Below are 21,193 nucleotides of genomic sequence, written 5' to 3'. Positions count from 1 at the left end.
GGCCTCGGCCGAGGCTGAGCGACTCCATATGCGAATCGTGCATTGGCAGTCGGCAAAGCGCAGAAACGGCGAACTCAACGGAGCAGCCGACGCTGCTGGCCCAGCCGTCAGCAAATAGCACGCGGTCCACGTGGCAGATTAGCACCTCGCACCAGAACCGGTGGTAGTCTGCCTGGTGCCATCCTGGAACATCTGCCAATGCTGTGGGGTCAATAACATCTACGCCCCCGAGCGCGTGCGGGATTGACTCGATTAGCGGGGCCACCGCAGCGATGTTCGACCGGATAATCGCCTTCTTAGCTGCTTCGAGTTCTGCGTCCGAGGCGTGGCGATTGGCGGCTCGCCATCGAAGATAGCCGGGCCCAGAGGTAATTGGGGTGCTTACGTAGACGACCTGGGCACTCGTCGGAGCGTGAATCGCCTTCAACAGAGGATAAGCTTCGCGAGGCAACTCACGCGTTAGCACCGCGTGAAGGGGCCCTACAACGTTGTTCGCAAGCTCGGCGGCGCCAGAAGCACGCGATCCAAGTGCGCTACTCGGCATCTGCGACTCCAGTCCTGGTGCCCTGACTCTGACCCTGAGTAGGACGCTACCTGATGTTGGGTCGTTGATCCCGACCCGACGGCGTGGCGCGGCCTCCGTCCAGGATGGCAGGTACCGCAGACAACGCCGCAGCGCCCCCAGCTGCGAGACAGCCATTGAGGGGTGGGGCGTACGCGGTCGCCCTGGTGCCCGGTCGTTCGAGGGCCCAGCGCTCCAGCGCCCACTTCACGAGGTGGGCCATCGACGCACGGCATCGAGGAAGTTGAACAGTGCGCAGTTCGAGCACGGCGTGCCGTCCAAAGGCAGGTCGCCGTGCGGCATTGACGCAGTGCCGTCACCGCCAGAGGCCGCGCTCCGTCAGCACGTCGCGCAGCACGTCGGCGCGGTCGGAGATCAGTCCGTCGACGCCGAGGTCGAGCAGCGTCCGCATGTCGTCGGCGTCGTCCACCGTCCACACGTGCACGAGCACCCCGGCGGCGTGCGCTGCCTCGACGTGGCGGGCGGCGAGCACCTGCCGCCCGCGGAACCGCCACGGCACCTGGTAGACGTCGAACCGTCGACGGGACCGCGCGTGGAACCGCACGCGACCGCCGCTGCGCAGGAAGGCGACGGCCTCGGTCGTCCCGGCCGACGTGGCGACGGGCCGCGACAGCCGTGCGACGGTCGCGTCGCGCCGCGCCGCCGAGAACGACGCGACGCACACGCGGTCGTGCGCGCCGGTCCGCTCGATCGCGTCGGCGACGGGCACGATGCCCGACCGCTCCTTGACGTCGACGTTCACGCGCAGGTCGGGCCACGTGCCGAGCACGTCCTCGAGCAGCGGCACCGGTTCGACGCCGCCGATCCGCGCCTCCCGCACGCGGTCCCACGGCAGGTCGGAGACGCGTCCGGTGCCGTCGGTCGTGCGGTCGAGCGTGGCGTCGTGCAGCGCCACGGCCCGCCCGTCGGCGGTGCCGTGCGCGTCGGTCTCGACGTACGTGAAGCCGAGGTCGACCGCGGCCTGGAACGCGGTCAGCGAGTTCTCCAGCCCGTCGGGCGAGAAGCCGCGGTGCGCGAGCGCGGCGACGCCACCGGGTGCGTCGAGGTACGGATGCTTCACGTCGGCCCTCCCGGTCCCAGCACAGCACAGCCCCGCTGACCTGCGCGATCCGTCGAGGGCGGCGACGATGGCCTCATGACGAACCTCGCACGTGCCGCCCGCGCCGCCGGTCAGCTGGGCCTCGGGGCCGCGCTCCTCACCGCCGGCACCGGCCACCTGACCAACGCCCGGGAGGAGTTCCAGGCCCAGGTCCCGTCGTGGTTCCCCGCCGACGCCGACACCGTGGTCGTGGTGTCGGGCGTCGTCGAGCTCGCTCTCGGCACGGCGCTCGTCGCGACGTGGAAGCAGCCGGCGCGCGCGTGGGTCGGAGCCGCGGCCGCCGCGTTCTTCGTCGCGATCTTCCCCGGCAACGTCGCGCAGCTCGTCGAGCGCAAGGACGGCTTCGGGCTCGACTCGGACGCCAAGCGTGCCGCGCGGCTCGTGTTCCAGCCGGCGCTCGTGGCGTGGGCGCTCGCGGCGACCGACGCGCGCCGCCGACTGCTCCCCCGCTGACCTTCCGCGGCGCCGCCTGCTCCGTGCGACGCCGCGACGAAGCGGCGCGCGTCGGGTCAGGCCGGTGAGCGGTCCCCCAGCCACGGCTCGAGCACGTCCTGCCGCCCGAGCCACGGCGCGAGCCCCGCGCGGTGCTCGGACTCGGTCGTGAGCACGTCGCCGAACGCGTCGACGAGGTCGCCGGCCCAGTCCCCGACGCCGGTGAACACGAGGCGCGTGTCGGGCTCTCGGCGCCCCCACGTCCCGAGCTGGCCGACGGACAGCTGACCACCGGCGCCGTCCCACACGCACACGGAGTCGGGCCGCGTGGGCACCCAGAACCGTCCGCGGCTGCGTGCGGGCACGTTGCCGAGCCGCTCCACGCGTGCGACGAGGCGCTCGGGGTGCAGTGGCCGCGCCGACCGCAGGTCGAGGGTCCACACGCCGTGCGCCGTCGGGGCACCCGGGTGCGGGGCGGCGCGCAGCGGGTCAGCGCGACGGTCGGCGCGGGCCGGGTCGTGGAGGCCGCGGAGCAGCGCACGCGGGTCGACGCCGTGGCGCCCGTCGACGCGCCGGCTGTCGGGTGCGCGCAGGTGGTCGAGCAGGTCGGACGCGACGGGGTGCGCGGCGCGGTCGCCACCGACGAGCAGCGTGTCGACGTGCCCGATCTGGGCCGCGAGCGCCTCGCCGACCGCGCGCCGGTCGTCGTGCGTGAGCGCGAGCCCGCGCTCGGCCAGGAGATCGTCGCCGAGCAGGTCGTCGGCGAACGTGTCGAGGTCGAGCGCGGCGACGACGTCCGTGAGCCGCAGCCCGCGCGCGCCGCGCAGGCCGGTGCGGTGGCCCGCCTGGGCGAGCGCACGGGACACGGGCAGGGACTCGGCGCCGACGGGCAGCGCGAGGACGACGGCGTCCCAGCGCGGGTCGCGTGCGAGACGTTCGAGCTGCGGGACGGCGTCCTCGCGCACGGCGCACGACAGGCACGCGTGCTCGAGCGGGACCTCGGTGTCCTCCAGGACGCCGTCACCGCTCACGATCACGCGGCGGATCCGGCCGCCGTCCTCGTCGTCGAGGATGTCGTGGCGCAGGACGACGAGGCGCGGGTGGTCGGTGACGAGGCCGAAGACGGTCGTGTCGCGCACGACGGGGTCCACGGTCGCGAGGACGACGAGCGGCGTAGGAGGCGTCATGGGGCACACCGTACGTCTTGACGAGAACGGTTATCAATACCTACGGTGACCGCCATGTCCGCTCGCTGCCAGGTGCTCGGCACCACCCCCGGGTTCGGCCATGCCGTCTCCCACTCCCACCGCCGCACGAAGCGCCGCTGGGACCCGAACGTCCAGCGACGGCGGTACTACGTGCCGTCGCTGCGCCGCCGCGTCACTCTCACCGTCTCGGCGCGCGGCATCAGGACGATCGACCGGCTGGGCATCGACGTCGTCGTGGCCCGCATGCTCGCGCGCGGCGAGCGGCTGCGATGAGCGGCGCCCGCCGCGCCGACCTGCGCCCGGTCATCAGGCTCCGGTCCACCGCCGGCACCGGGTTCACGTACGTCACGCGCAAGAACCGCCGCAACGACCCCGACCGCCTCGTGCTGCGCAAGTTCGACCCTGTCGTCCGACGTCACGTCGACTTCCGCGAGGAGCGCTGATGGCCAAGACGAGCAAGATCGCCCGCGACGCGCAGCGTCGGCAGGTCGTCGCCCGGTACGCCGAGCGACGCGCCGCGCTCAAGCGCGCGTCCGTCGACCCCGCCCGCACGCCCGAGCAGCGCGCGACGGCGATGGCCGCGCTGCACGCCCTCCCCCGCGACGCCTCACCAGTGCGGCTGCGCAACCGCGACGTCGTCGACGGCCGCGCGCGCGGCTACTGGCGGGCGTTCGGCCTGTCGCGCATCCGGCTGCGGGAGATGGCGCACCGCGGCGAGCTGCCCGGCGTCACCACGTCCAGCTGGTGACCCACCCCCGTCCCACCCCGACAGGAGCACCGCCCGTGAAGAAGGACCTCCACCCCGACTACCACCCCGTCGTCTTCCGCGACGCGTCCGCCGACTTCGCGTTCCTCACGCGGTCGACAGCCACGTCCGTGAAGACCGTCGAGTGGACCGACGGGAACACCTACCCCGTCATCGACGTCGAGATCTCCTCGGCGAGCCACCCCTTCTCCACCGGCACCGCGCGCGTCGTGGACACCGCGGGGCGCGTCGAGAAGTTCCGCCGCCGCTACGGCCGCCCGGCCGCGCAGACCCCCGAGGAGCCCGCATGAAGGTCCGCGCGTCGCTCGCGTCGCTCAAGAAGAAGGACGGCTCGATCGTCGTCCGGCGCCGCGGCACGACCTACGTGATCAACAAGCGCAACCCGCGGTGGAAGGCGAGGCAGGGCTGATGGCGGTCCCCAAGCGCCGGCTGAGCCGTGCCCGCACCCGCGCGCGCCGCTCGCGGTGGAAGGCGGACGAGCCCGCGCTCGTCCCGGTGACCGTCGACGGCCGCACGGTGCACGTGCCGCGCCGGCTGGTCCGGGCGGTCGAGCGCGGACTCCTCCGCCTCGACCTCTGAGCCCGGCTCAGTCGCGGGCGCCGCAGGGGTCGTGCGCCACCGCGTCCTCGGCCCGGCTCTCGACGCCCGCACCGGACGGGTCGACGAGCGTCGGCTCCTCCGGCGCGGGCCGCGGCGACGGCAGCGCGTCGACGTCGGGCACGACCGACTCGAGCACGGCCGACCCGTCGGCGGGCCCGTCGGCGACGAGGCTCGTCGGCACCGCGCCGACCCCGGTGACCGGCTGCTGCGCGAGGCGGCGCGCGGCGGCGACGTAGGCGGGGACGAGCAGCGCGACCGCGCCGATCCAGGCGAGCGGGTTGCCCCAGACGACCCCGTCGTACCCGTAGGACGCCCCGAGGACGACGGCGGCGCCGACGCGGCAGACGAGCTCGATCGCGCCCGTGACGGTCGGGACGACGGTCTGCCCGAGGCCCTGCAGGGCGCCGCGCAGCACGAAGAGCACGCCGAGCACGACGTAGAGCAGGCCGTTGACGAGCAGCAGGTGCGCGGCCATGCCGACCACGGACTCCTCGCCCTCGCCGACGAAGAGCCGGACGATCGCGCCGCCGCCGGCGACGAGGACGGCGCCGATGAGGACGGACCCCACGACGGACATCCAGGCGGCCTGGACGACGCCGCGGCGGATGCGGTCGGGGCGCCCGCCGCCGAGGTTCTGGGCGACGAAGGTGGACACGGCGAGGCCGAGCGACGCGAGCAGCGCGACGGCGAGCCCGTCGACGCGTGCGGCGGTCGTGTAGGCGGCGACGGCGTCGGAGCCGAGCTCGTTGAGCCGGACCTGCACGGCGAGGGTGCCGATCGCGATGATCGACGCCTGGAAGCCCATGGGCAGGCCGAGCCGCAGGTGCAGGCGCAGCTCGTCGCCGGTGACCCGCCAGTCGGAGCGCTGGACGCGCAGGACGGGCACGCGCCGCCGGACGTGGTCGAGGCAGAGCGCGACGGACACACCCTGCGCGACGACGGTCGACACCGCGGCGCCGCCGACGCCCCAGTCGAGCCAGGCGACGGCGCCGACGACCAGCACGATGTTGAGCACGCAGCTGACGGTGAGGAACACGAGCGGCGTGCGCGAGTCGCCGATGGCGCGGATCACGGCGGACAGGAAGTTGAAGAACATCATGGTGCTGGCGCCGAGGAAGCTGATGACGGCGAACGTCGTCGCCTGGGGCAGCAGCTCCTCGGGCGTCTGGAGCAGCCGGAGGGCGGGTGCGGCGAGCAGCGGCGCGCCGACGGTGAGGACGAGGCTCGTGACGCCGGACAGGATCGCGCCGGCCGCGACGGAGCGACGCACGGCGTGGTGGTCGCCGGCGCCGAACGCCTGCGCGGTGGGGATCGCGAAGCCGTTCGTCATGCCCCACGCGAAGCCGAGCAGGAGGAAGAGCAGCGAGCCGGTGGCACCGACGGCGGCGAGCGCGTCGACGCCGAGGATGCGGCCGACGACCATGGCGTCGGCGGCCTGGTAGAGCTGCTGGACGACGTTGCCGACGAGCAGCGGGACGGCGAAGAGGAGGATGACGCGCCAGGGGCGACCGGCGGTGAGGACCTTGGGCACAGCGATTCCCGGGACAGGAGTGGGCGGGCTGGGGAGGAGCGCGGTGGTCGGGTCGTGCCGGTCGCGTCAAGCATGGATCGTATCGATACGACCCGCCCAGGACGAATCGATTTGATCGCGTCCTGGCGTCGCCCGATCGGCTTTCACCCGGCCGGGGGAAGCGCTCCCCTTCGTGATGCGACGGCGCCCGGACCGTTATGGATTCGAAACCCAAAAACAGAGCCGCCCGCTTGACTTCGATTCTCGAACACAGGACCGTGGTGCGTGCTGCCGGGCGCTGTCGCCCGACGACCAGGCCCCACGGGGGACCGCGCAGCGAGCGGGTCGCTCCCGCGGTTCGACAACCCAGGCACGCCCCAGTGGCGGCCGTCTCAACGACGAGAAGGAGTGGACGATGCGACGCAAGATCTCCATCGCCGCCATCGGCGCAACGCTGGCCCTCGGGCTCGCGGCATGCTCCGGCGGTGGTGCCGGGAGCACGGACGACTCGACCAGCGGTGGCGGCGACGGCGGTGCGGGTCAGCTCGTCGGCGTGGCCATGCCGACGCAGACCTCCGAGCGCTGGATCGCCGACGGCGACGCGGTCAAGGAGGGCCTCGAGGCCGCCGGCTACAAGGTCGACCTCCAGTACGGCAACGACGACATCCCGACGCAGCAGTCGCAGATCGACCAGATGATCACCAAGGGCGCCAAGCTCCTGATCGTCGCCTCGATCGACGGCACCGCGCTCGCCAACCAGCTGCAGGCCGCCGCCGACGCGGGCATCCCCGTCATCGCGTACGACCGCCTCATCCGCGACACCGAGAACGTGGACTTCTACGTCACGTTCGACAACTACAACGTCGGCGTCCAGCAGGCGACCTCGCTGCTCGTGGGCCTCGGCGTCCTCGACGAGGACGGCGTCGCCGTCCCCGACGTCGCGGGTCCGTTCAACGTCGAGCTCTTCGCGGGCTCGCTGGACGACAACAACGCGCACTTCTTCTGGAAGGGCGCGATGGACACGCTGGAGCCCTACATCACGGACGGCGTCATCACCGTCCCGTCGGGCCAGACGGACATCGAGCAGGCGGCCATCCTGCGCTGGCAGCAGGAGACCGCGCAGAAGCGCATGGAGGACCTCCTGACCTCCACGTACGGCGGCGGCACCAAGCTCGACGGCGTGCTCTCCCCGTACGACGGCCTGTCGCGCGGCATCATCACGGCGCTGCAGAACGCGGGCTACGGCCCGACGCGCTCCGACGCCAAGCCCATGCCGGTCATCACCGGCCAGGACGCCGAGATCGCGTCGGTCAAGCTCATCCAGGACGACGTCCAGTTCTCGACGATCTTCAAGGACACCCGCAAGCTCGCCGAGCAGGCCGTCACGTCCGCCGGGGAGTTCCTCGACGGCGGGACGCCCGAGTCGAACGACAAGGACACGTACGACAACGGCGTGAAGGTCGTGCCGTCGTACCTCCTCGAGTCGGACATCGTCTACGCCAACAACATCCAGGCGCTGCTGATCGACTCCGGCTACTGGACGGCCGAGCAGGTGGAGAAGGGTCAGGCCTGACCTTCCACCCGCGGGTCACGCCGCACGCCGCGGCCGGTCGACGCCCCACGAGGGGGTCGGCCGGCCCGGCCGGCGGGCCCACGCCACGAGCAACCAGAGAGGCGGTCGGACGCGGATGAGCACCATCCTCGAGATGCAGTCGATCACCAAGACGTTCCCTGGGGTCAAGGCCCTCCAGGACGTCAACCTCGTCGTCGAGCGCGGTGAGATCCACGCGATCTGCGGGGAGAACGGCGCCGGGAAGTCGACGCTCATGAAGGTCCTGTCGGGCGTGTACCCGCACGGGACCTACGACGGCCGGATCCTGTTCGAGGGCGAGGAGGTCGCCTTCGGGTCGATCAACGACTCCGAGGACAAGGGCATCGTCATCATCCACCAGGAGCTCGCCCTGGTCCCCTACCTGTCGGTCGCCGAGAACATCTTCCTCGGCAACGAGCAGCGCGGCGCCGGCGGGCTCATCGACTGGAACCGCACGAACGCCGAGGCCGCCCAGCTCCTCGCGCGCGTCGGCCTCGACGAGCTCCCCGTGACGCCCGTCGGCCAGCTCGGCGTCGGCAAGCAGCAGCTCATCGAGATCGCCAAGGCGCTGTCGAAGAAGGTCAAGCTCCTCATCCTCGACGAGCCGACCGCCGCGCTGAACGACAACGACTCCGAGCACCTGCTCGACCTGCTGCGCCAGCTCAAGGACCACGGCATCACCTCGATCATGATCAGCCACAAGCTGAACGAGATCGCCGAGATCGCCGACTCCACGACGATCATCCGTGACGGCAAGACCATCGAGACGCTCGACATGGTGCGCGACGGCGTCACGCAGGAGCGCATCATCCGCGGCATGGTCGGCCGCGACCTCGAGCACCGGTTCCCCCCGCACGAGTCGACCCCCGGCGAGGAGGTGCTGCGCGTGGAGGACTGGACCGTCCACCACCCGACGCAGCCCGACCGCGTGGTCGTCGACAACGCCTCGTTCTCCGTGCGCGCCGGCGAGATCGTCGGCATCGCCGGACTCATGGGCGCCGGTCGCACCGAGCTCGCGATGAGCCTCTTCGGGCGCACCTACGGGAGCGACATCAGCGGCCGCGTGTACCTGCGCGGCGAGGAGATCCGGACCCGCAGCGTCGACGAGGCCATCGGCCACGGCATCGCGTACGCGACCGAGGACCGCAAGAAGTACGGCCTCAACCTCATCGAGGACATCCGCACCAACATCTCCGCCGCGAGCCTGCGCAAGCTGTCCCGCCTGGGCTTCGTCAACGGCAACGAGGAGATCAAGGTCGCGGAGGACTACCGCAAGTCCATGAACATCAAGAGCCCGACCGTCATGGCGCTCGCCGGGAAGCTCTCCGGGGGCAACCAGCAGAAGGTCGTCCTCTCCAAGTGGATCTACACCGACCCGGACGTGCTGATCCTCGACGAGCCGACGCGCGGGATCGACGTCGGCGCGAAGTACGAGATCTACACGATCATCAACCGGCTCGCGGACCAGGGGAAGGCGATCGTCGTCATCTCCTCGGAGCTGCCCGAGCTGCTCGGCATCTGCGACCGGATCTACACCCTGGCCTTCGGCCGGGTCACCGGCCAGCTGCCCCGCGGCCAGGCCACCCAGGAGAGCCTCATGGAGCTCATGACCAAGGAAAGGGAGAACGCCTGATGACTGCCGTCGCGGGTCTCAAGGACATCTTCACGCGCAACCTGCGCACGAGCGGCATCTACATCGCGTTCGTCGCCATCATCGGGCTCTTCACCATCCTCACGGACGGCATGCTGCTGAGCCCCGGCAACATCACCAACATCGTCCTGCAGTACTCCTACATCCTGATCCTCGCGATCGGCATGGTCATCGTGATCATCGCGGGGCACATCGACCTCTCCGTGGGGTCGGTGGTGGCGCTCACCGGAGCGGTCGCGGCGGTCGTCGTCATCAAGAACGGCAGCCCGTGGTGGCTCGGCGTGCTCGCCGCGCTGGCGGTCGGCCTCCTCGTCGGTGCGTGGCAGGGCTTCTGGGTCGCGTACGTCGGGATCCCCGCGTTCATCGTGACGCTGGCCGGCATGCTCCTGTTCCGCGGCATGACGCTGCAGGTGCTCGAGAACGTCTCGCTGTCGCCGTTCCCGGCGGCCTACCAGAAGATCGCCGGCGGCTTCCTCAACGGCATCCTCGGCGGTCAGGGCTTCGACGTCTTCACGCTCGTGATCTTCGCGATCGCCATCGCCGGCTACGCCTTCAGCCAGTTCCGTGCCCGCCAGGCCCGCATCAAGTACCAGCAGGCCGTCGAGTCGTTCCCGCTGTTCGTGCTCAAGCTGGTGCTCATCGCGGCCGTCGTCATGGCGTTCGCCTACCAGCTGTCGCGCAGCCGCGGCCTGCCGATCGTGCTGATCATCCTCGGCGTCCTGATCCTCGCCTACCAGATCATCACGACGAAGACGGTGTTCGGCCGCCACGTCTACGCGATCGGTGGCAACCTGCACGCCGCCGAGCTGTCCGGCGTCAAGGTCAAGAAGATCAACTTCTGGATCTTCGTGAACATGGGCTTCCTCGCCGCCGTCGCCGGCGTCGTGTACTCCTCGCGGTCCAACGGCGCGCAGCCGCAGGCCGGCAACATGTTCGAGCTCGACGCCATCGCCGCGTGCTTCATCGGCGGCGCGTCCACCACGGGCGGCGTCGGCCGCGTCACCGGCGCGATGGTCGGTGGTCTGATCATGGGCGTCATGTCGAACGGCATGCAGCTCATGGGCATCGACCAGTCGGTGCAGCAGATGGTCAAGGGCCTCGTCCTGCTGCTCGCCGTCGCGTTCGACATCTACAACAAGCGTCGCGCGGGCGCCGCTCGCTGATCGCGCACCGGCCGGGTCCCGGCGGCGCTCGTCGCCGCGGGGGCCCGGCCTTTCGCACACACATCCGACTTCCGGCCTACCGACGCGTTCGCGCAGGCCAGGTAGTCTCTGCCGCGTGAGAGGACGGTAGGCGGTGGCCGGTTCGCAGTCCTCGTTGCGTGAAGCCAACCGCAGCGCCGTCGTCGAGACCGTCAAGCGGCACGGCGGACTCACCCAGGTCGAGCTCGTCGGTGCCACGGGCCTGTCCCCCGCCACCGTCTCCACGATCGTCAAGCAGCTGGTCTCCGACGGCGTCGTCGAGGTCCGCACGACGATCCGCACCGGCCGCCGGGCGCAGCTCGTCACGCTCGCGCACCGCGTCGGCCTCGCCGTCGGCGTGCACGTCGGCCACCGCCACATCCGCGTCGCGATCGCCGACTTCACGCACGAGGTCCTCGCCGAGCGCGTGCTGCCCATGCCCGTCGACCACCCCGTCGACACGTCGCTCGACCGCACCGCGCTCCTCGTCGTCGACCTGCTCGAACGTCTCGGCCTCGCGATGCAGGACGTCGTCGGCATCGGCATCGGCCTGCCCGCGCCCGTCGACGACGCGACCGGCATGATCTCGGTGCGCGGCATCATGCGCGGCTGGGACGAGGTGCACGTCGGGCACGTCCTGTCGAAGCGCCTCGCGCTGCCCGTCTACGTCGACAACGACGCCAACCTGGGCGCCCTCGCCGAGAGCACGCGCGGCGCGTCGCGCGAGTACCGCGACAGCGTCTACGTGCGCGCGTCCTACGGGACCGGCGCCGGCATCATCATCAACCACCAGCTCCACCGCGGGTTCGCCGGCACCGCCGGCGAGATCGGCCACGTCCAGGTCGACCCGCAGGGCGACATCTGCCGCTGCGGCAGCCGCGGGTGCCTCGACACCGTCGTCGGTGCGCGCGCGATCGTCGAGCCCCTGCGCGCGACCCACGGCAACCTCACGCTGCGCGACGTCGTGCAGCGTGCGCGCGAGGGTGACCCCGGGTGCGCCCAGGTCATCGCCGACGCGGGCGCCGAGATCGGGGCCGTCGTGTCCGGCGTGGCCATGACGGTCAACCCGCAGTGCGTCGTCGTCGGCGGCGAGCTCGCCGAGACCGGCGAGATCCTGCTCCGGCCCATGCGGGAGGCGCTGCGGCGGCGCGTCCTGCTCAACCAGATCGCCCCGCTCGAGGTGATCCCCGCCGAGCTCGGCAACGCCGCCGAGGTCGCGGGGGCCATCGCGTTGGTGATGCAGCACGCCGACGTCGACCTGGACCCGCCGGTGACCGCTCAGGAGCGGGCCGACGCATGAACCGCTCGGAGGCATGATGACTGGGACGACCGTGAAGGACGAAGGGCAGGTGCGACCGATGGCGACGATGCCACCCCGTGTGCCGCTGCTGTCCATGAAGCAGATCACCAAGAGCTTCAACGCCGTGGAGGCGCTCGTCGGCGTCGACTTCGAGGTGCACGCGCACGAGGTCGTCGCGCTGGTCGGCGACAACGGCGCCGGCAAGTCGACGCTCGCCAAGATCGTGTCCGGCGTGCTCACGCCCGACTCCGGCATCGTCGAGATCGACGGCGAACCCGTCTCGATCACGTCGCCGTCCGCCGCCCACGCGCTCGGCGTCGCGACCGTCTTCCAGGACCTCGCGCTGTGCGACAACCTCGACGTCACCGCGAACCTGTTCCTCGGCCGCGAGCTCACGCGCGGCGGGTCGGGGCTCAAGGACGGCGAGATGGAGCAGACCACCAAGCGGATCCTGCACGACCTCAACAGCCCCATCCCGTCGGTCAAGACCGAGCTGCGCGCGCTGTCCGCCGGGCAGCGGCAGTCCGTCGCGATCGCGCGCACGCTCATCGGCAACCCGCGCATCGTCGTGCTCGACGAGCCCACCGCCGCGCTGTCCGTCGCGCAGACCGCGGAGGTGCTCACGCACATCGAGCGCCTGCGCGAGCTCGGCCTCGGCGTCATCCTCATCAGCCACAACATGGTCGACGTCCGGGCGGTGTCCGACCGCATCGAGGTGCTGCGCCACGGCCGCAACAACGGCTCGTTCGACGCCGGCACCGCGAGCTACGAGAGCATCCTCGCCGCCATCACCGGGGCGACGAAGTACACCCAGGGCGGGGACCGGCGGTACGGATGAGCATCTTCGGCCGTCGCCCGCACGTCACCGGCGTCGTCGGTGACGGGTTCGTCGCCGCCGAGGCGCCCGCGCTGCAGACGTCGCTCGTCGCGGCGCTCACGATGCACGAGCGGGCCGCCGAGCGGCCCGTCACCGTCGAGCTGCGCGTCGACCGCGGCCGCGGCACGCGGCTGGTCCTGAGCGCGCGCAACGTCGTCATCGGGTTCGTGCCGCCCGACGAGGTGCCCCTGCTCGCCGCGCAGCTGCCGTCCGGGAGGGCGCTGCTCGTCGTGCCCGGCGTCGTCTACCACCAGGACGGGCTCTGGCGGCTGTGGGTGGGGCCGGAGCCGTCCTCCTTCCCTGCGCCCGCCGACGACCTCGACACGCTCCCCGTGCCCGACCCGTCGATCGCCGGGATCCCGCTGAAGATCCTGCGGCCGAAGGACGACGACGACGACCGCTGACCGTCTTCTGTCGACGGGCGTCGTCGAACGTCACCTCCTGGTCGACGTCACTGACGGAAGTCACTGCACGGAGGCGTCGATCCTTCAGGAACGACGTACCGTTACTGAAGGCTAACGCGGTAGCCTTCAGTAACGAGCGCAGGAGGTGAAGGATGGAAGCCCCGACGACGGCTGCCGAGCCACCCGCTGCGCCGTGGCCCGCCTTGTCGTTCGAGGCACGCGACTGGACGCCGAACAATCCGCACCTGGACGCGTTCCAACGTCTACGGACGACCCGCCCGTACCAGGCCGCCATCCCGCCGGCCATCGGCGATCTCGCCGTCGACACGCCGCCGCGCGTGCGGGCGATCGCCGAGCAGGCGACGCTCGACGTCGCCCGGTTCGACCAGGAGATGGCAGCCCTGCCCGTCCCGATGCCCGCCGTCCTGCTGCGGACCGAGTCCGCGTCGAGCTCGCAGATCGAGCACCTGACGACCAACGCCCGCAACCTCGCCCTCGCCGCACTCGGTGCGCCGTCGCGCCAGAACGCCGAGCTCGTCGCCGCGAACGTGAGGGCCATGACGACCGCCCTCGCGGGCGGCGACGAGGTGACCCCCGAGCACATCCTGAGCGTGCACGCCACGCTCCTGCGCGAGAGCGAGCCCGACGTCGCGGGTCAGTGGCGTCAGGAGCAGGTGTGGGTGGGCTCGTCGACCCTCAGCCCGCACGGTGCCGACTTCGTGCCGCCGCACCACGAGCGGGTCCCCGCCGCCATCGACGACCTCGTCACGTTCGCAGCCCGGGGTGACGTCCCGGCGATCGTGCACGCCGCGGTCGTCCACGCGCAGTTCGAGACGATCCACCCGTTCACCGACGGGAACGGTCGTACGGGACGTGTCCTCGTGCACACCATGCTCCGCCGCCACGGCCTCGCGCTCCATACCACCGTGCCCGTCTCGGCCGGCCTGCTCCGTGATCCCGACGCGTACTTCGCTGCGCTCGGGGCGTACCGACTCGGCGACGTCGGGCCGATCATCGAACAGGTGGCCGATGCCGCCACGGCCGCGACGGTCAACGGCCGCGCGCTCGCCGCGGACATCACGTCAACCCGGGCGCGGTGGCACGAGATGATCCACGCGCGCACCGACTCGACCGCATGGCGGCTCGCTGACGCGCTGTTCGCGCAGCCCGTCGTCACCGCGGACTACGTGACGACGACGCTGGGCGTGTCGGAACGAGCGGCGTACAACGCGATCGAGGTCCTCGTGCGCGACGGCGTCCTGCGCTCGCCCTCGACGGGTCGTCGCTCCCGCGTGTGGCAGGCCGACGACGTCCTCGTCGCGATGGACGACTTCGCCGCACGGGCCGGCCGGCGTCGCTGACGTCCTCGCGGACGCCCCTGAGCCTTCCCGTCAGCGGAGAGCCGCGACCGCCTCGTCGAACTGCGCGAGAGCGGCGTCGGTGAGGGGCTCGACGAACAGGTCCTGCGCGACGGCGGCGCCGAGCGTCACGGCGTGCGCGCCCGCGGCGGCCAGCGTCACGACGTCGTCGACGGTCCGGATGCTCGCGACGAGCACCTGCGTCGCCGTCCCCTCCAGCACGCGGACCATCTGGGCGACCTGCCCGTGCCCGTCGCGGCCCGACTCGGTCATGCGGCCGAGGTACGGGGCGATCCACCGGGCGCCGGCGGCGGTCGCGAGGACGGCCTGCCGCGCGTCGTAGACCGCGGTGACCAGCACGGGGACGCCGTCGTCGGCGAGGCGGCGGGTCGCGGCGAGCCCGTCCCGAGTCGCGGGGACCTTGACGACCAGGCGGTCGGACAGAGCGCGCAGCGCGTGACCCTCGGGGACGATCGCGTCGACGTCATGGGCCGTGGTCTGGACGAACACCTCGGAGGTGCGCTCGAGCAGCCAGCCGACGAGGTCGGGCACGGCGTCGAGGCGCACGTCGCCGCGCTGGAGGATCAGCGGGTTCGTCGTGACACCGCGGAACAGGCCCGTGGCGAGCAGCGGCTCGAGCGCGGTGCGGTCGGCGCTGTCGAGGTAGAGGTCCATCGTCACTCCGGGGTCTCGTCGGGCTGGCGGGCGTCGGCCAGCGCGCGGTAGCGGCGCCACACGTCGTCGTCGACGGCGCGCTGCGACTCGACGACACCCGTCGTGGCAGGGGTCCAGGTGTCGCGCACGGTGCGCACATCGGCGCCGGCGAGGACGGCCGCGGCCTGCACGGCGGCGCCACGCGCGGTGGCCTCGTCGACGTCCCGCGTGTGCACGGGTCGGCCGAGCGCGTCGGCGAGCACCTGCCGGTACGCGAGCGACCGGGCTCCCCCACCGGTGACGACGACCTCGCCATCGGCGGTCGCACCCGCGGCGCGGATCGCGTCGTGGCCGCGCACGAGCCCGAGCACGACGCCCTCGTAGGCGGCGAGCGCGAGCTCCTCGCGGGTCGTGTCGGAGCGCAGCCCGGCGAGCACGCCGCGCGCGTCGGGGCGGTCGGGGCTCCGCTCGCCGTCGAGGTACGCGGCCATGACCATGCGGTCGGCGCGACGCGGTGCGGCGAGGGCGAGGCGCGTGAGCTCGGGGTGGTCGACGCCGAGCAGTCGCGCGACGGTGTCGGTGACCTTGGCGCAGTTGAGCGTGCAGACGAGCGGCAGCCAGCCACCCGCGGCGTCGGCGACGCCGTCGACCCACGCGGTCGCGTCGTGCACGGGCGTGGGCGAGGTCGTCATGACGACGCCCGACGTCCCGAGGCTGTAGAGCACCTGGCCGGGCGCGAGGCCGATGCCGAGCGCGCCCGCGTGCTGGTCGCCCGCGCCCGCACCGACGACGACGTCGACACGGAGGCCGAGCGCGCGGGCGTCGGCGGTCGACGCGGTGCCCGCCGCCTCTGACGGGCCGAGGACCGTGGGCAGCAGCGTGGACCACGGGAGGTCGTCGCGGACCCAACGGTCGAGGTTGTCGACCAGGTACCGGCCGTCGTGCGCGGCGTAGTAGCCGGTGCCCGAAGCCTCCGAGCGATCGGTCACCGCGCGGCCCGTCAGCCGGTAGGTGAGGTAGTCGTGCGGCAGCAGGACGCGGGCGGTCTCGTCGAGGAGGTGCGGCTCGTGCTGCGCGACCCACGCGAGCTTGGTGATGGTAAAGGCGGCGGTCGGCACGGAGCCGACGGCGTCCGCCCACCCAGCCGTGCCGAGGTCGCGGACCAGCGCGTCCGCCTGCGGGCTCGACGTCGTGTCGTTCCACAGCTTCGCGGGCCGCAGCACGCGGTCCTGCGCGTCGAGCAGGACGAGGCCGTGGCACTGCGCGGCGACGCTCACGGCGTCGACGTCGCGCGCGCTCAGCCCGGCGTCCGACAGAGCACCGCCGAGCGCGAGCCCGAACGCCGCCCACCAGTCGGCCGGGTCCTGCTCGCTCACCGGCGGCGACGTCGGCGGGTGCGCGCTGCGGCCCGACCCGAGCAGCCGGCCGGAGCCCGCGTCGCGCAGCTCGACCGTGCAGGACTGCGTCGAGGAGTCGACGCCCGCGACGACGCCCATCAGGCCTCCGGGCGGCGCTCGGCGCCGTCGGCCGCGAGCGACGGGAGCGCGTCGGGCAGCTGCTCGATCCGCCCGACGGCACCCGCGGGGTGCGTGAACAGCACCTGCTCCCAGCCGTACCCGCGGATCTGCATGAGCACCGCGGCGAGCGCGTCGCCCCACGCGGCGGTCGCGAGCGTCGAGCCCATCGCGATGACGCCGCCCGGGTCGACCTCGGGCCCGGCGTCAACGACAGCGGTGAGGTCGGCGAGGGTGCCGAGCGTCGAGGTCGGCGACGCGGTCAGGGCGATCACCGGGACGCCCCGCTGCTGCACGCGGCGGGACAGGTCGTTGAGCTCGTCCGACTCGCCGCCGCGCGAGATCGTGATGAGCAGGTCACCGGACACCACGGCACCCATCGTGCCGTGCAACGCGTCCATGCCCGGCAGGAAGACCGCCGGGGTGCCGCACACCGACAGCAGGTGCGCCATGCGGCGCGCGACCGCGCCCGACGTGCCCGAGCCGGTGACGAACACCTTGCCGGTCACGCGGCCCACGAGCTCCACGGCCGCGACGAACGACTCGTCGAGCTGGTCGGCGACGTCCGCGACCCCCTGGCCCTCGCGCCGCACGATGTCCCGTGCGGTCTGGAGGGTCGCCGCAGCGCTCGTCGTCATGGGGGTGCTCTCTTCCGTCGGTGGTCCGTGGTGCGTCATGAGGAGGCCGGGATCAGGCGGCGGCCCACGCCGCGAGGCGCAGCGCCTGCGGGGTGCGGTGCTCGGCGGACAGCTGCTCACCGGTGCTGCGGCCGTGCGAGACGACGACGATGTCGTCGGCGACCTCGCAGATCTCCTCCTCCTCGGAGGAGACGAGCAGCACGGTGAGCCCGGCGTCGTGCGCGAGCGAGCGGACGATGCGGTGGATCTCGGCCTTGACGCCGAGGTCGACGCCCTTGGTCGGCTCGTCGAGCAGCAGGACCCGCGGCCGCTGCGCGATGGCCCGCGCGAGCAGCACCTTCTGCTGGTTGCCGCCCGACAGGCTCACGACGGGCCCGTGCACGTCGCCGCGCACGCGCAGCTGCCCGAGCAGGTCGTCGGCGTCGCGCAGCATGCGGCGCTTGTCGAGGAGACCCGCCCGGCGGTACCGGCGCAGCACGGGCAGCGCGACGTTCATCGGGGAGTCGAGCTTGGGCACGATGCCGTCGCTCTTGCGCTCCTCGGTGACGTACACGACGCCCTCGCGCTGGGCCCTCGCCGGTGTGCCGGGGCGGTACGGACGGCCGTCGAGCAGGACCGTCCCGGCCGTGACGGGCGCGAGGCCGACGAGCGCGCGCATGACCTCGGTGCGGCCCGCGCCGACGAGGCCGTACAGGCCCAGGACGCGGCCGGGCTCGGCGGTCAGGCTGACGCCGTGCACGCCCGGCGCGTGCAGGTCTCGCACCTCCAGGCGGGGCCCGCGCGTCGCGTCGGGGAGCCAGCGGCGGACGTCGGCGACGGGTGCCGCCTCGGCGTGCTCGGGCTCGGGCGTGCGGACGGCCTGCGCCGGGGCCTCACCGGCGCGCAGCCGGTCGTCCATCTGGGCTGCCTCGTCGCCCGCGATCGCCGCGACGACGTCGTGCCGGCTGACCTCGTCGACGCGGGCGTCGATCCGGACGCGCCCGTCGACGAGCGCGACGACCCGGTTGCAGACCGCGTAGAGCTCGTCGAGCTTGTGGTCGACGAACACGATGCCGAGCCCGCGGTCGGCCGCGAGGGACCGGACCATGTCGAGCAGGCGCTCGACCTGCCCGCCCTCGAGGCTCGTCGTCGGCTCGTCGAGCAGCAGGTACTTCGCGTCGCGGTGCGTGGCGACCGCGATCTCGAGCATCTGCCGGGTCGCGACGGGGTAGTCGCCGAGCTTGCGGTCGACGTCCACGTCGAGCCCGAAGGACTCGACGAGCTTCCGCGCCCCGGTGCGCATCTCGTCGCGGCGGAGCAGCCCGCCCCGCGAGCGCTCGTCGCCGAGGTAGACGTTCTGCGCGACGGTGAGGTTCGGCAGGAGCGAGAGCTCCTGGTACACGGTCGCGATGCCCGCGGCGATCGCGGCGGCGGGCGAGTCGATCGTCTCGGCGCGGCCGTCGACGACGATCTGGCCGCCGTCCGGGGCGGTCGCCCCGGCGATGGTCCGCAGGAGCGTCGACTTGCCCGCGCCGTTGTGGCCGACGAGCCCGACGACGTCCCCCGGCCGCACGTCGACCGAGACGCCGTGCAGCACCGACACACCCGAGTACCGCTTGATGATCCCTCGGACGCTCAGCCCTGCCGGCGTCCCGGTCGACGTCGTGGTCATGTCAGCCGACCTCGCCCGGGCCCGGCGTCTGGCCGACGGTGAAGAGCTTGAGCGACTGCAGGATCTCCGCCTCGGGCGTCGCGCCGTCGACCCACGCACGGATCTGCTCGATCACCTGCTGGCCGTAGGCGTTGGGCTCCTGGGCGACGCACGCCGGGTACTGCTCGGTCAGCGTCTGCTCGGAGGCGCAGAACCCGTAGACCTTGACGGCGCTGCTGGCGCCGAGGGCCTGGAGCGCGCCGTAGGCGGCCGGGCCGGTCGACGCGAAGATCACGTTGATGTCCGGGTTGCCGGAGAGCATCTCGGTGGTCGCGCGCAGGCTGTCGTCGGGCTTGACGTTACCGTCGACCTTGGCGACGACGGACGCGTTCGGGTTGGCGGACAGGGCCTCCTCGAAGCCTGCGTCGCGCATCTGGGTCGGGGTCTCGTCGGGCTCGGTCACGAAGCCGACCTTGATCTCGGCGTCGGCGCCCAGGTCCGCGAGGACCTGCTCGGCGGTCTGCCGGCCGCCCGCGGTGTTGTCGGCGCCGAGGTACTGCACGATGCTCGCGCCCTGCGACTCGAGCGCCTCGGGGTCGATGCCCACGTTGACGGTGAAGACGGGCACGCCCGCGTCGTTCGCGGCCTTGACGATCGCGGCGCCCGGCTCGGACTTGACCGCGTTGAGGGCGAGCGCGCACGGCTTCTTCTGCAGCATCGACTGCGCTTGCGCGAGCTGGTTCGCGTCGTCGTCGTCGGCGATCTGCACTTCGACCTCGAAGCCGTTGGCCTCGCCCGCCTCCTCGAAGCCGGCCTTCATGGCGACGTAGTAGGGGTTGGTGAGGTTGGGCAGCGCGACCGCGACGTAGGGGGTCTCGTCGTCGCACGACGCCGGGCGGGGGATCTCGCCGGAGGCGGCGGTGGCCGCGCCGGACGAGCCGCCGTTCGACGAGCCCGTGCCCGTGTCGACGGCACCGCACGCGCCGAGCACGAGGGTGGTGGCGGCCAGGCCGGCCGCGAGGGCGGGGATGCGAAGCTTCATCGCTCTGTCTCTCCTGGGGTGGGTCGGGGTGGTGCCGGGTTCACCGGTGGTCGGGGGTGCCCGCGGTGACGGGGGTGGCGGGCGTCGCGGTGGCGGGGGTGCCCGTGGCGTCGGTGCCGCTGGGGGGCCCGCCGCGCAGGTGGCGGCGGAACAGGTCGCTGAGCGACGACTGGCGGCGGTAGGTGTCGAGGATGACGCCGCCGAGGATGATCAGGCCGATGACGAGCGGCTGCCAGTACGACTGGACGCCGACGACGTTCATGCCGTTGGACACGGTCGCGATGAGGACGGCGCCGAGCAGCGCACCGGGCAGGGAGCCGATCCCGCCGAACAGGCTGACACCGCCGACGACCGCCGCGGCGATCGAGTAGAAGAGCTCGTTGCCCGAGCCGGCCGACGGGTAGCCGACCATGAGGCGCGACGTGACGATGAGGCCGCCCATGCCCGCGCAGAGCCCGGAGACCGCGTAGACGAGCATCGTGACGCGGCCGATCGGGATGCCCGACAGGCGCGAGGTCTCGGCGTTGCCGCCGACCGCGTAGATGTGGACGCCGGTCGGGGTGAGCCGCAGCAGGACCGTGAAGACGATCGCGAACACCGCGACGAGCACGACCGGCATGGGGATCCCGAACAGCGACCCGCGGCCGATGATCGCGAACATCGGGTCGGCGACGTTGACGGAGCTCGCGCCGGTGAGGATGAGCGGGATCGACGCGGCGACGCCGAACGCCGCGAACGTCACGATGAACGGCGGCAGCTTCAGGTAGTGGATGAGCGCGCCGTTGATGACACCGACGAGCGCGCCGACCGCGAGCGCCGCGAGGGCGGCGGCCCACCACGGGAGTCCGCTGCGCATCGCGAGGGCGGCGATCATCCCGGTCAGGGCGACGTTGGAGCCCGTCGACAGGTCGATGCCGCCGGTGAGCAGCACGAACGCCTGGCCCATCGCGAGGAACGCGATGACCGTGCCGTTGAGCAGCAGCAGGTTGGCGTTGTCGAACGTGCGGAACGTCGGGGACATCAGGCTGAAGATCACCGCGACGAGCACGATCACCACGCCGATGCCGAGCTCCTCCGGGATCCGGCGGCGCTTCACCATGTCTGCCTCCTCGCAGCCTGTGTTGTGCTCATATGAGCATCTTGCGTTGCTCATCT

At 72.2% G+C, this 21,193-nt stretch carries 23 protein-coding genes; 14 read left to right on the top strand and 9 right to left on the bottom strand.

Features of this window, described 5'->3' with window-relative positions; genetic code table 11:
* Positions 1 to 878: 878 nt before the first annotated feature.
* Complete coding sequence (locus GXP71_RS00205; RefSeq protein WP_124342725.1) at positions 879 to 1,643, bottom strand: glycerophosphodiester phosphodiesterase family protein; 765 nt, start codon at positions 1,641 to 1,643, stop codon at positions 879 to 881.
* 75 nt (positions 1,644 to 1,718) lie between these two features.
* Between GXP71_RS00205 and GXP71_RS00200 the strand changes: the two genes are divergently transcribed.
* Positions 1,719 to 2,135: a hypothetical protein gene (locus tag GXP71_RS00200; RefSeq protein WP_124342724.1), complete on the top strand. Its 417-nt coding sequence runs from the start codon at positions 1,719 to 1,721 to the stop codon at positions 2,133 to 2,135.
* Between the two features lie 56 nt (positions 2,136 to 2,191).
* Here the strand turns inward: GXP71_RS00200 and GXP71_RS00195 are convergent, their stop codons facing one another.
* Positions 2,192 to 3,301: a GTP-binding protein gene (locus tag GXP71_RS00195; protein ID WP_162351003.1), complete on the bottom strand. Its 1,110-nt coding sequence runs from the start codon at positions 3,299 to 3,301 to the stop codon at positions 2,192 to 2,194.
* A 54-nt stretch (positions 3,302 to 3,355) separates the two neighbouring features.
* Here GXP71_RS00195 and rpmB point away from each other — a divergent pair, with 54 nt between their 5' ends.
* From rpmB to rpmF, 6 genes are read left to right on the top strand one after another with little or no spacing between them, the layout of a single operon-like run.
* The gene (gene rpmB / locus GXP71_RS00190) at positions 3,356 to 3,595 is read left to right on the top strand and encodes a 50S ribosomal protein L28 (protein ID WP_124342722.1); all 240 of its coding nucleotides are present in this window, start codon (positions 3,356 to 3,358) and stop codon (positions 3,593 to 3,595) included.
* Positions 3,592 to 3,765, top strand: coding sequence for a 50S ribosomal protein L33 (gene rpmG, locus GXP71_RS00185; protein WP_124342721.1), 174 nt, complete (start codon positions 3,592 to 3,594; stop codon positions 3,763 to 3,765). The genes rpmB and rpmG overlap by 4 nt, the downstream gene beginning before the upstream one ends.
* Positions 3,765 to 4,070, top strand: coding sequence for a 30S ribosomal protein S14 (gene rpsN, locus GXP71_RS00180; RefSeq protein ID WP_124342720.1), 306 nt, complete (start codon positions 3,765 to 3,767; stop codon positions 4,068 to 4,070). The genes rpmG and rpsN overlap by 1 nt, the downstream gene beginning before the upstream one ends.
* 35 nt (positions 4,071 to 4,105) lie before the next feature.
* Positions 4,106 to 4,378, top strand: a complete 273-nt coding sequence (locus tag GXP71_RS00175) for a type B 50S ribosomal protein L31 (protein ID WP_162351002.1) — start codon at positions 4,106 to 4,108, stop codon at positions 4,376 to 4,378.
* Entirely contained in the window at positions 4,375 to 4,497 is a 123-nt protein-coding gene (ykgO, locus tag GXP71_RS00170; protein WP_124342718.1) for a type B 50S ribosomal protein L36, read from the top strand. The genes GXP71_RS00175 and ykgO overlap by 4 nt, the downstream gene beginning before the upstream one ends.
* Complete coding sequence (gene rpmF, locus GXP71_RS00165) at positions 4,497 to 4,667, top strand: 50S ribosomal protein L32 (RefSeq protein ID WP_124342717.1); 171 nt, start codon at positions 4,497 to 4,499, stop codon at positions 4,665 to 4,667. The genes ykgO and rpmF overlap by 1 nt, the downstream gene beginning before the upstream one ends.
* 7 nt (positions 4,668 to 4,674) lie before the next feature.
* On the opposite strand, the gene GXP71_RS00160 is transcribed toward rpmF, so the two are convergent.
* Complete coding sequence (locus GXP71_RS00160) at positions 4,675 to 6,219, bottom strand: MATE family efflux transporter (protein WP_162351001.1); 1,545 nt, start codon at positions 6,217 to 6,219, stop codon at positions 4,675 to 4,677.
* 394 nt (positions 6,220 to 6,613) lie between these two features.
* Between GXP71_RS00160 and chvE the strand changes: the two genes are divergently transcribed.
* The 7 genes from chvE (at position 6,614) to GXP71_RS00125 (ending at position 14,563) form a co-directional block, all read left to right on the top strand.
* Entirely contained in the window at positions 6,614 to 7,771 is a 1,158-nt protein-coding gene (chvE, locus tag GXP71_RS00155) for a multiple monosaccharide ABC transporter substrate-binding protein (RefSeq protein WP_162351000.1), read from the top strand.
* A gap of 115 nt (positions 7,772 to 7,886) precedes the next feature.
* Entirely contained in the window at positions 7,887 to 9,422 is a 1,536-nt protein-coding gene (mmsA, locus tag GXP71_RS00150; RefSeq protein WP_162350999.1) for a multiple monosaccharide ABC transporter ATP-binding protein, read from the top strand.
* On the top strand, positions 9,422 to 10,603 hold the full coding sequence (mmsB, locus tag GXP71_RS00145) for a multiple monosaccharide ABC transporter permease (RefSeq protein ID WP_162350998.1): 1,182 nt from the start codon (positions 9,422 to 9,424) through the stop codon (positions 10,601 to 10,603). The genes mmsA and mmsB overlap by 1 nt, the downstream gene beginning before the upstream one ends.
* 133 nt (positions 10,604 to 10,736) lie before the next feature.
* Positions 10,737 to 11,921: an ROK family transcriptional regulator gene (locus GXP71_RS00140; protein ID WP_162350997.1), complete on the top strand. Its 1,185-nt coding sequence runs from the start codon at positions 10,737 to 10,739 to the stop codon at positions 11,919 to 11,921.
* 58 nt (positions 11,922 to 11,979) lie between these two features.
* Positions 11,980 to 12,759 (top strand): ATP-binding cassette domain-containing protein, encoded by a 780-nt coding sequence (locus GXP71_RS00135; protein WP_162350996.1) that lies wholly within the window; start codon positions 11,980 to 11,982, stop codon positions 12,757 to 12,759.
* On the top strand, positions 12,756 to 13,202 hold the full coding sequence (locus GXP71_RS00130; RefSeq protein WP_162350995.1) for a hypothetical protein: 447 nt from the start codon (positions 12,756 to 12,758) through the stop codon (positions 13,200 to 13,202). Before GXP71_RS00135 ends, GXP71_RS00130 begins: the two co-directional genes overlap by 4 nt.
* Positions 13,203 to 13,354: 152 nt before the next feature.
* Positions 13,355 to 14,563 carry a Fic family protein gene (locus GXP71_RS00125; protein ID WP_162350994.1) on the top strand — a complete coding sequence of 403 codons (1,209 nt, stop codon included), beginning with the start codon at positions 13,355 to 13,357 and terminating at the stop codon, positions 14,561 to 14,563.
* 30 nt (positions 14,564 to 14,593) lie between these two features.
* Here the strand turns inward: GXP71_RS00125 and GXP71_RS00120 are convergent, their stop codons facing one another.
* From GXP71_RS00120 to GXP71_RS00095, 6 genes are read right to left on the bottom strand one after another with little or no spacing between them, the layout of a single operon-like run.
* Entirely contained in the window at positions 14,594 to 15,235 is a 642-nt protein-coding gene (locus tag GXP71_RS00120) for a transaldolase family protein (protein ID WP_162350993.1), read from the bottom strand.
* 2 nt (positions 15,236 to 15,237) lie between these two features.
* Positions 15,238 to 16,710 carry a xylulokinase gene (gene xylB / locus GXP71_RS00115; RefSeq protein WP_162350992.1) on the bottom strand — a complete coding sequence of 491 codons (1,473 nt, stop codon included), beginning with the start codon at positions 16,708 to 16,710 and terminating at the stop codon, positions 15,238 to 15,240.
* A complete protein-coding gene (locus tag GXP71_RS00110) occupies positions 16,710 to 17,366 on the bottom strand; it encodes an SIS domain-containing protein (RefSeq protein ID WP_162350991.1) in 657 nt (218 codons plus the stop codon). The genes xylB and GXP71_RS00110 overlap by 1 nt, the downstream gene beginning before the upstream one ends.
* 52 nt (positions 17,367 to 17,418) lie before the next feature.
* A complete protein-coding gene (locus GXP71_RS00105; RefSeq protein WP_162350990.1) occupies positions 17,419 to 19,017 on the bottom strand; it encodes a sugar ABC transporter ATP-binding protein in 1,599 nt (532 codons plus the stop codon).
* A gap of 1 nt (position 19,018) precedes the next feature.
* Positions 19,019 to 20,038 (bottom strand): substrate-binding domain-containing protein, encoded by a 1,020-nt coding sequence (locus tag GXP71_RS00100; RefSeq protein WP_162350989.1) that lies wholly within the window; start codon positions 20,036 to 20,038, stop codon positions 19,019 to 19,021.
* A 40-nt stretch (positions 20,039 to 20,078) separates the two neighbouring features.
* The gene (locus GXP71_RS00095) at positions 20,079 to 21,137 is read right to left on the bottom strand and encodes an ABC transporter permease (protein ID WP_202924297.1); all 1,059 of its coding nucleotides are present in this window, start codon (positions 21,135 to 21,137) and stop codon (positions 20,079 to 20,081) included.
* Positions 21,138 to 21,193 lie beyond the last annotated feature (56 nt).

The sequence above is a fragment of the Cellulomonas sp. H30R-01 genome, assembly GCF_010119915.1.
In the GTDB taxonomy this organism is placed as follows: Bacteria; Actinomycetota; Actinomycetes; order Actinomycetales; family Cellulomonadaceae; genus Cellulomonas; species Cellulomonas algicola.
Note: the sequence above shows the minus strand (reverse complement) of the source record. Positions and strands in the feature narration are given on the sequence as shown.

Excerpts from the sequence above, each read along its gene's own strand:
- GXP71_RS00200 (WP_124342724.1), top strand. The coding sequence starts at position 1,719 with ATGACGAACCTCGCACGTGCCGCCCGCGCCGCCGGTCAGCTGGGCCTC.
- xylB (WP_162350992.1), bottom strand. The coding sequence starts at position 16,710 with ATGGGCGTCGTCGCGGGCGTCGACTCCTCGACGCAGTCCTGCACGGTC.
- mmsA (WP_162350999.1), top strand. The coding sequence starts at position 7,887 with ATGAGCACCATCCTCGAGATGCAGTCGATCACCAAGACGTTCCCTGGG.
- mmsB (WP_162350998.1), top strand. The coding sequence starts at position 9,422 with ATGACTGCCGTCGCGGGTCTCAAGGACATCTTCACGCGCAACCTGCGC.
- GXP71_RS00130 (WP_162350995.1), top strand. The coding sequence starts at position 12,756 with ATGAGCATCTTCGGCCGTCGCCCGCACGTCACCGGCGTCGTCGGTGAC.
- rpmB (WP_124342722.1), top strand. The coding sequence starts at position 3,356 with ATGTCCGCTCGCTGCCAGGTGCTCGGCACCACCCCCGGGTTCGGCCAT.
- GXP71_RS00125 (WP_162350994.1), top strand. The coding sequence starts at position 13,355 with ATGGAAGCCCCGACGACGGCTGCCGAGCCACCCGCTGCGCCGTGGCCC.
- GXP71_RS00095 (WP_202924297.1), bottom strand. The coding sequence starts at position 21,137 with ATGGTGAAGCGCCGCCGGATCCCGGAGGAGCTCGGCATCGGCGTGGTG.
- rpmG (WP_124342721.1), top strand. The coding sequence starts at position 3,592 with ATGAGCGGCGCCCGCCGCGCCGACCTGCGCCCGGTCATCAGGCTCCGG.
- rpmF (WP_124342717.1), top strand. The coding sequence starts at position 4,497 with ATGGCGGTCCCCAAGCGCCGGCTGAGCCGTGCCCGCACCCGCGCGCGC.
- rpsN (WP_124342720.1), top strand. The coding sequence starts at position 3,765 with ATGGCCAAGACGAGCAAGATCGCCCGCGACGCGCAGCGTCGGCAGGTC.
- GXP71_RS00110 (WP_162350991.1), bottom strand. The coding sequence starts at position 17,366 with ATGACGACGAGCGCTGCGGCGACCCTCCAGACCGCACGGGACATCGTG.
- ykgO (WP_124342718.1), top strand. The coding sequence starts at position 4,375 with ATGAAGGTCCGCGCGTCGCTCGCGTCGCTCAAGAAGAAGGACGGCTCG.
- chvE (WP_162351000.1), top strand. The coding sequence starts at position 6,614 with ATGCGACGCAAGATCTCCATCGCCGCCATCGGCGCAACGCTGGCCCTC.
- GXP71_RS00120 (WP_162350993.1), bottom strand. The coding sequence starts at position 15,235 with ATGGACCTCTACCTCGACAGCGCCGACCGCACCGCGCTCGAGCCGCTG.
- GXP71_RS00195 (WP_162351003.1), bottom strand. The coding sequence starts at position 3,301 with ATGACGCCTCCTACGCCGCTCGTCGTCCTCGCGACCGTGGACCCCGTC.
- GXP71_RS00100 (WP_162350989.1), bottom strand. The coding sequence starts at position 20,038 with ATGAAGCTTCGCATCCCCGCCCTCGCGGCCGGCCTGGCCGCCACCACC.
- GXP71_RS00135 (WP_162350996.1), top strand. The coding sequence starts at position 11,980 with ATGGCGACGATGCCACCCCGTGTGCCGCTGCTGTCCATGAAGCAGATC.
- GXP71_RS00105 (WP_162350990.1), bottom strand. The coding sequence starts at position 19,017 with ATGACCACGACGTCGACCGGGACGCCGGCAGGGCTGAGCGTCCGAGGG.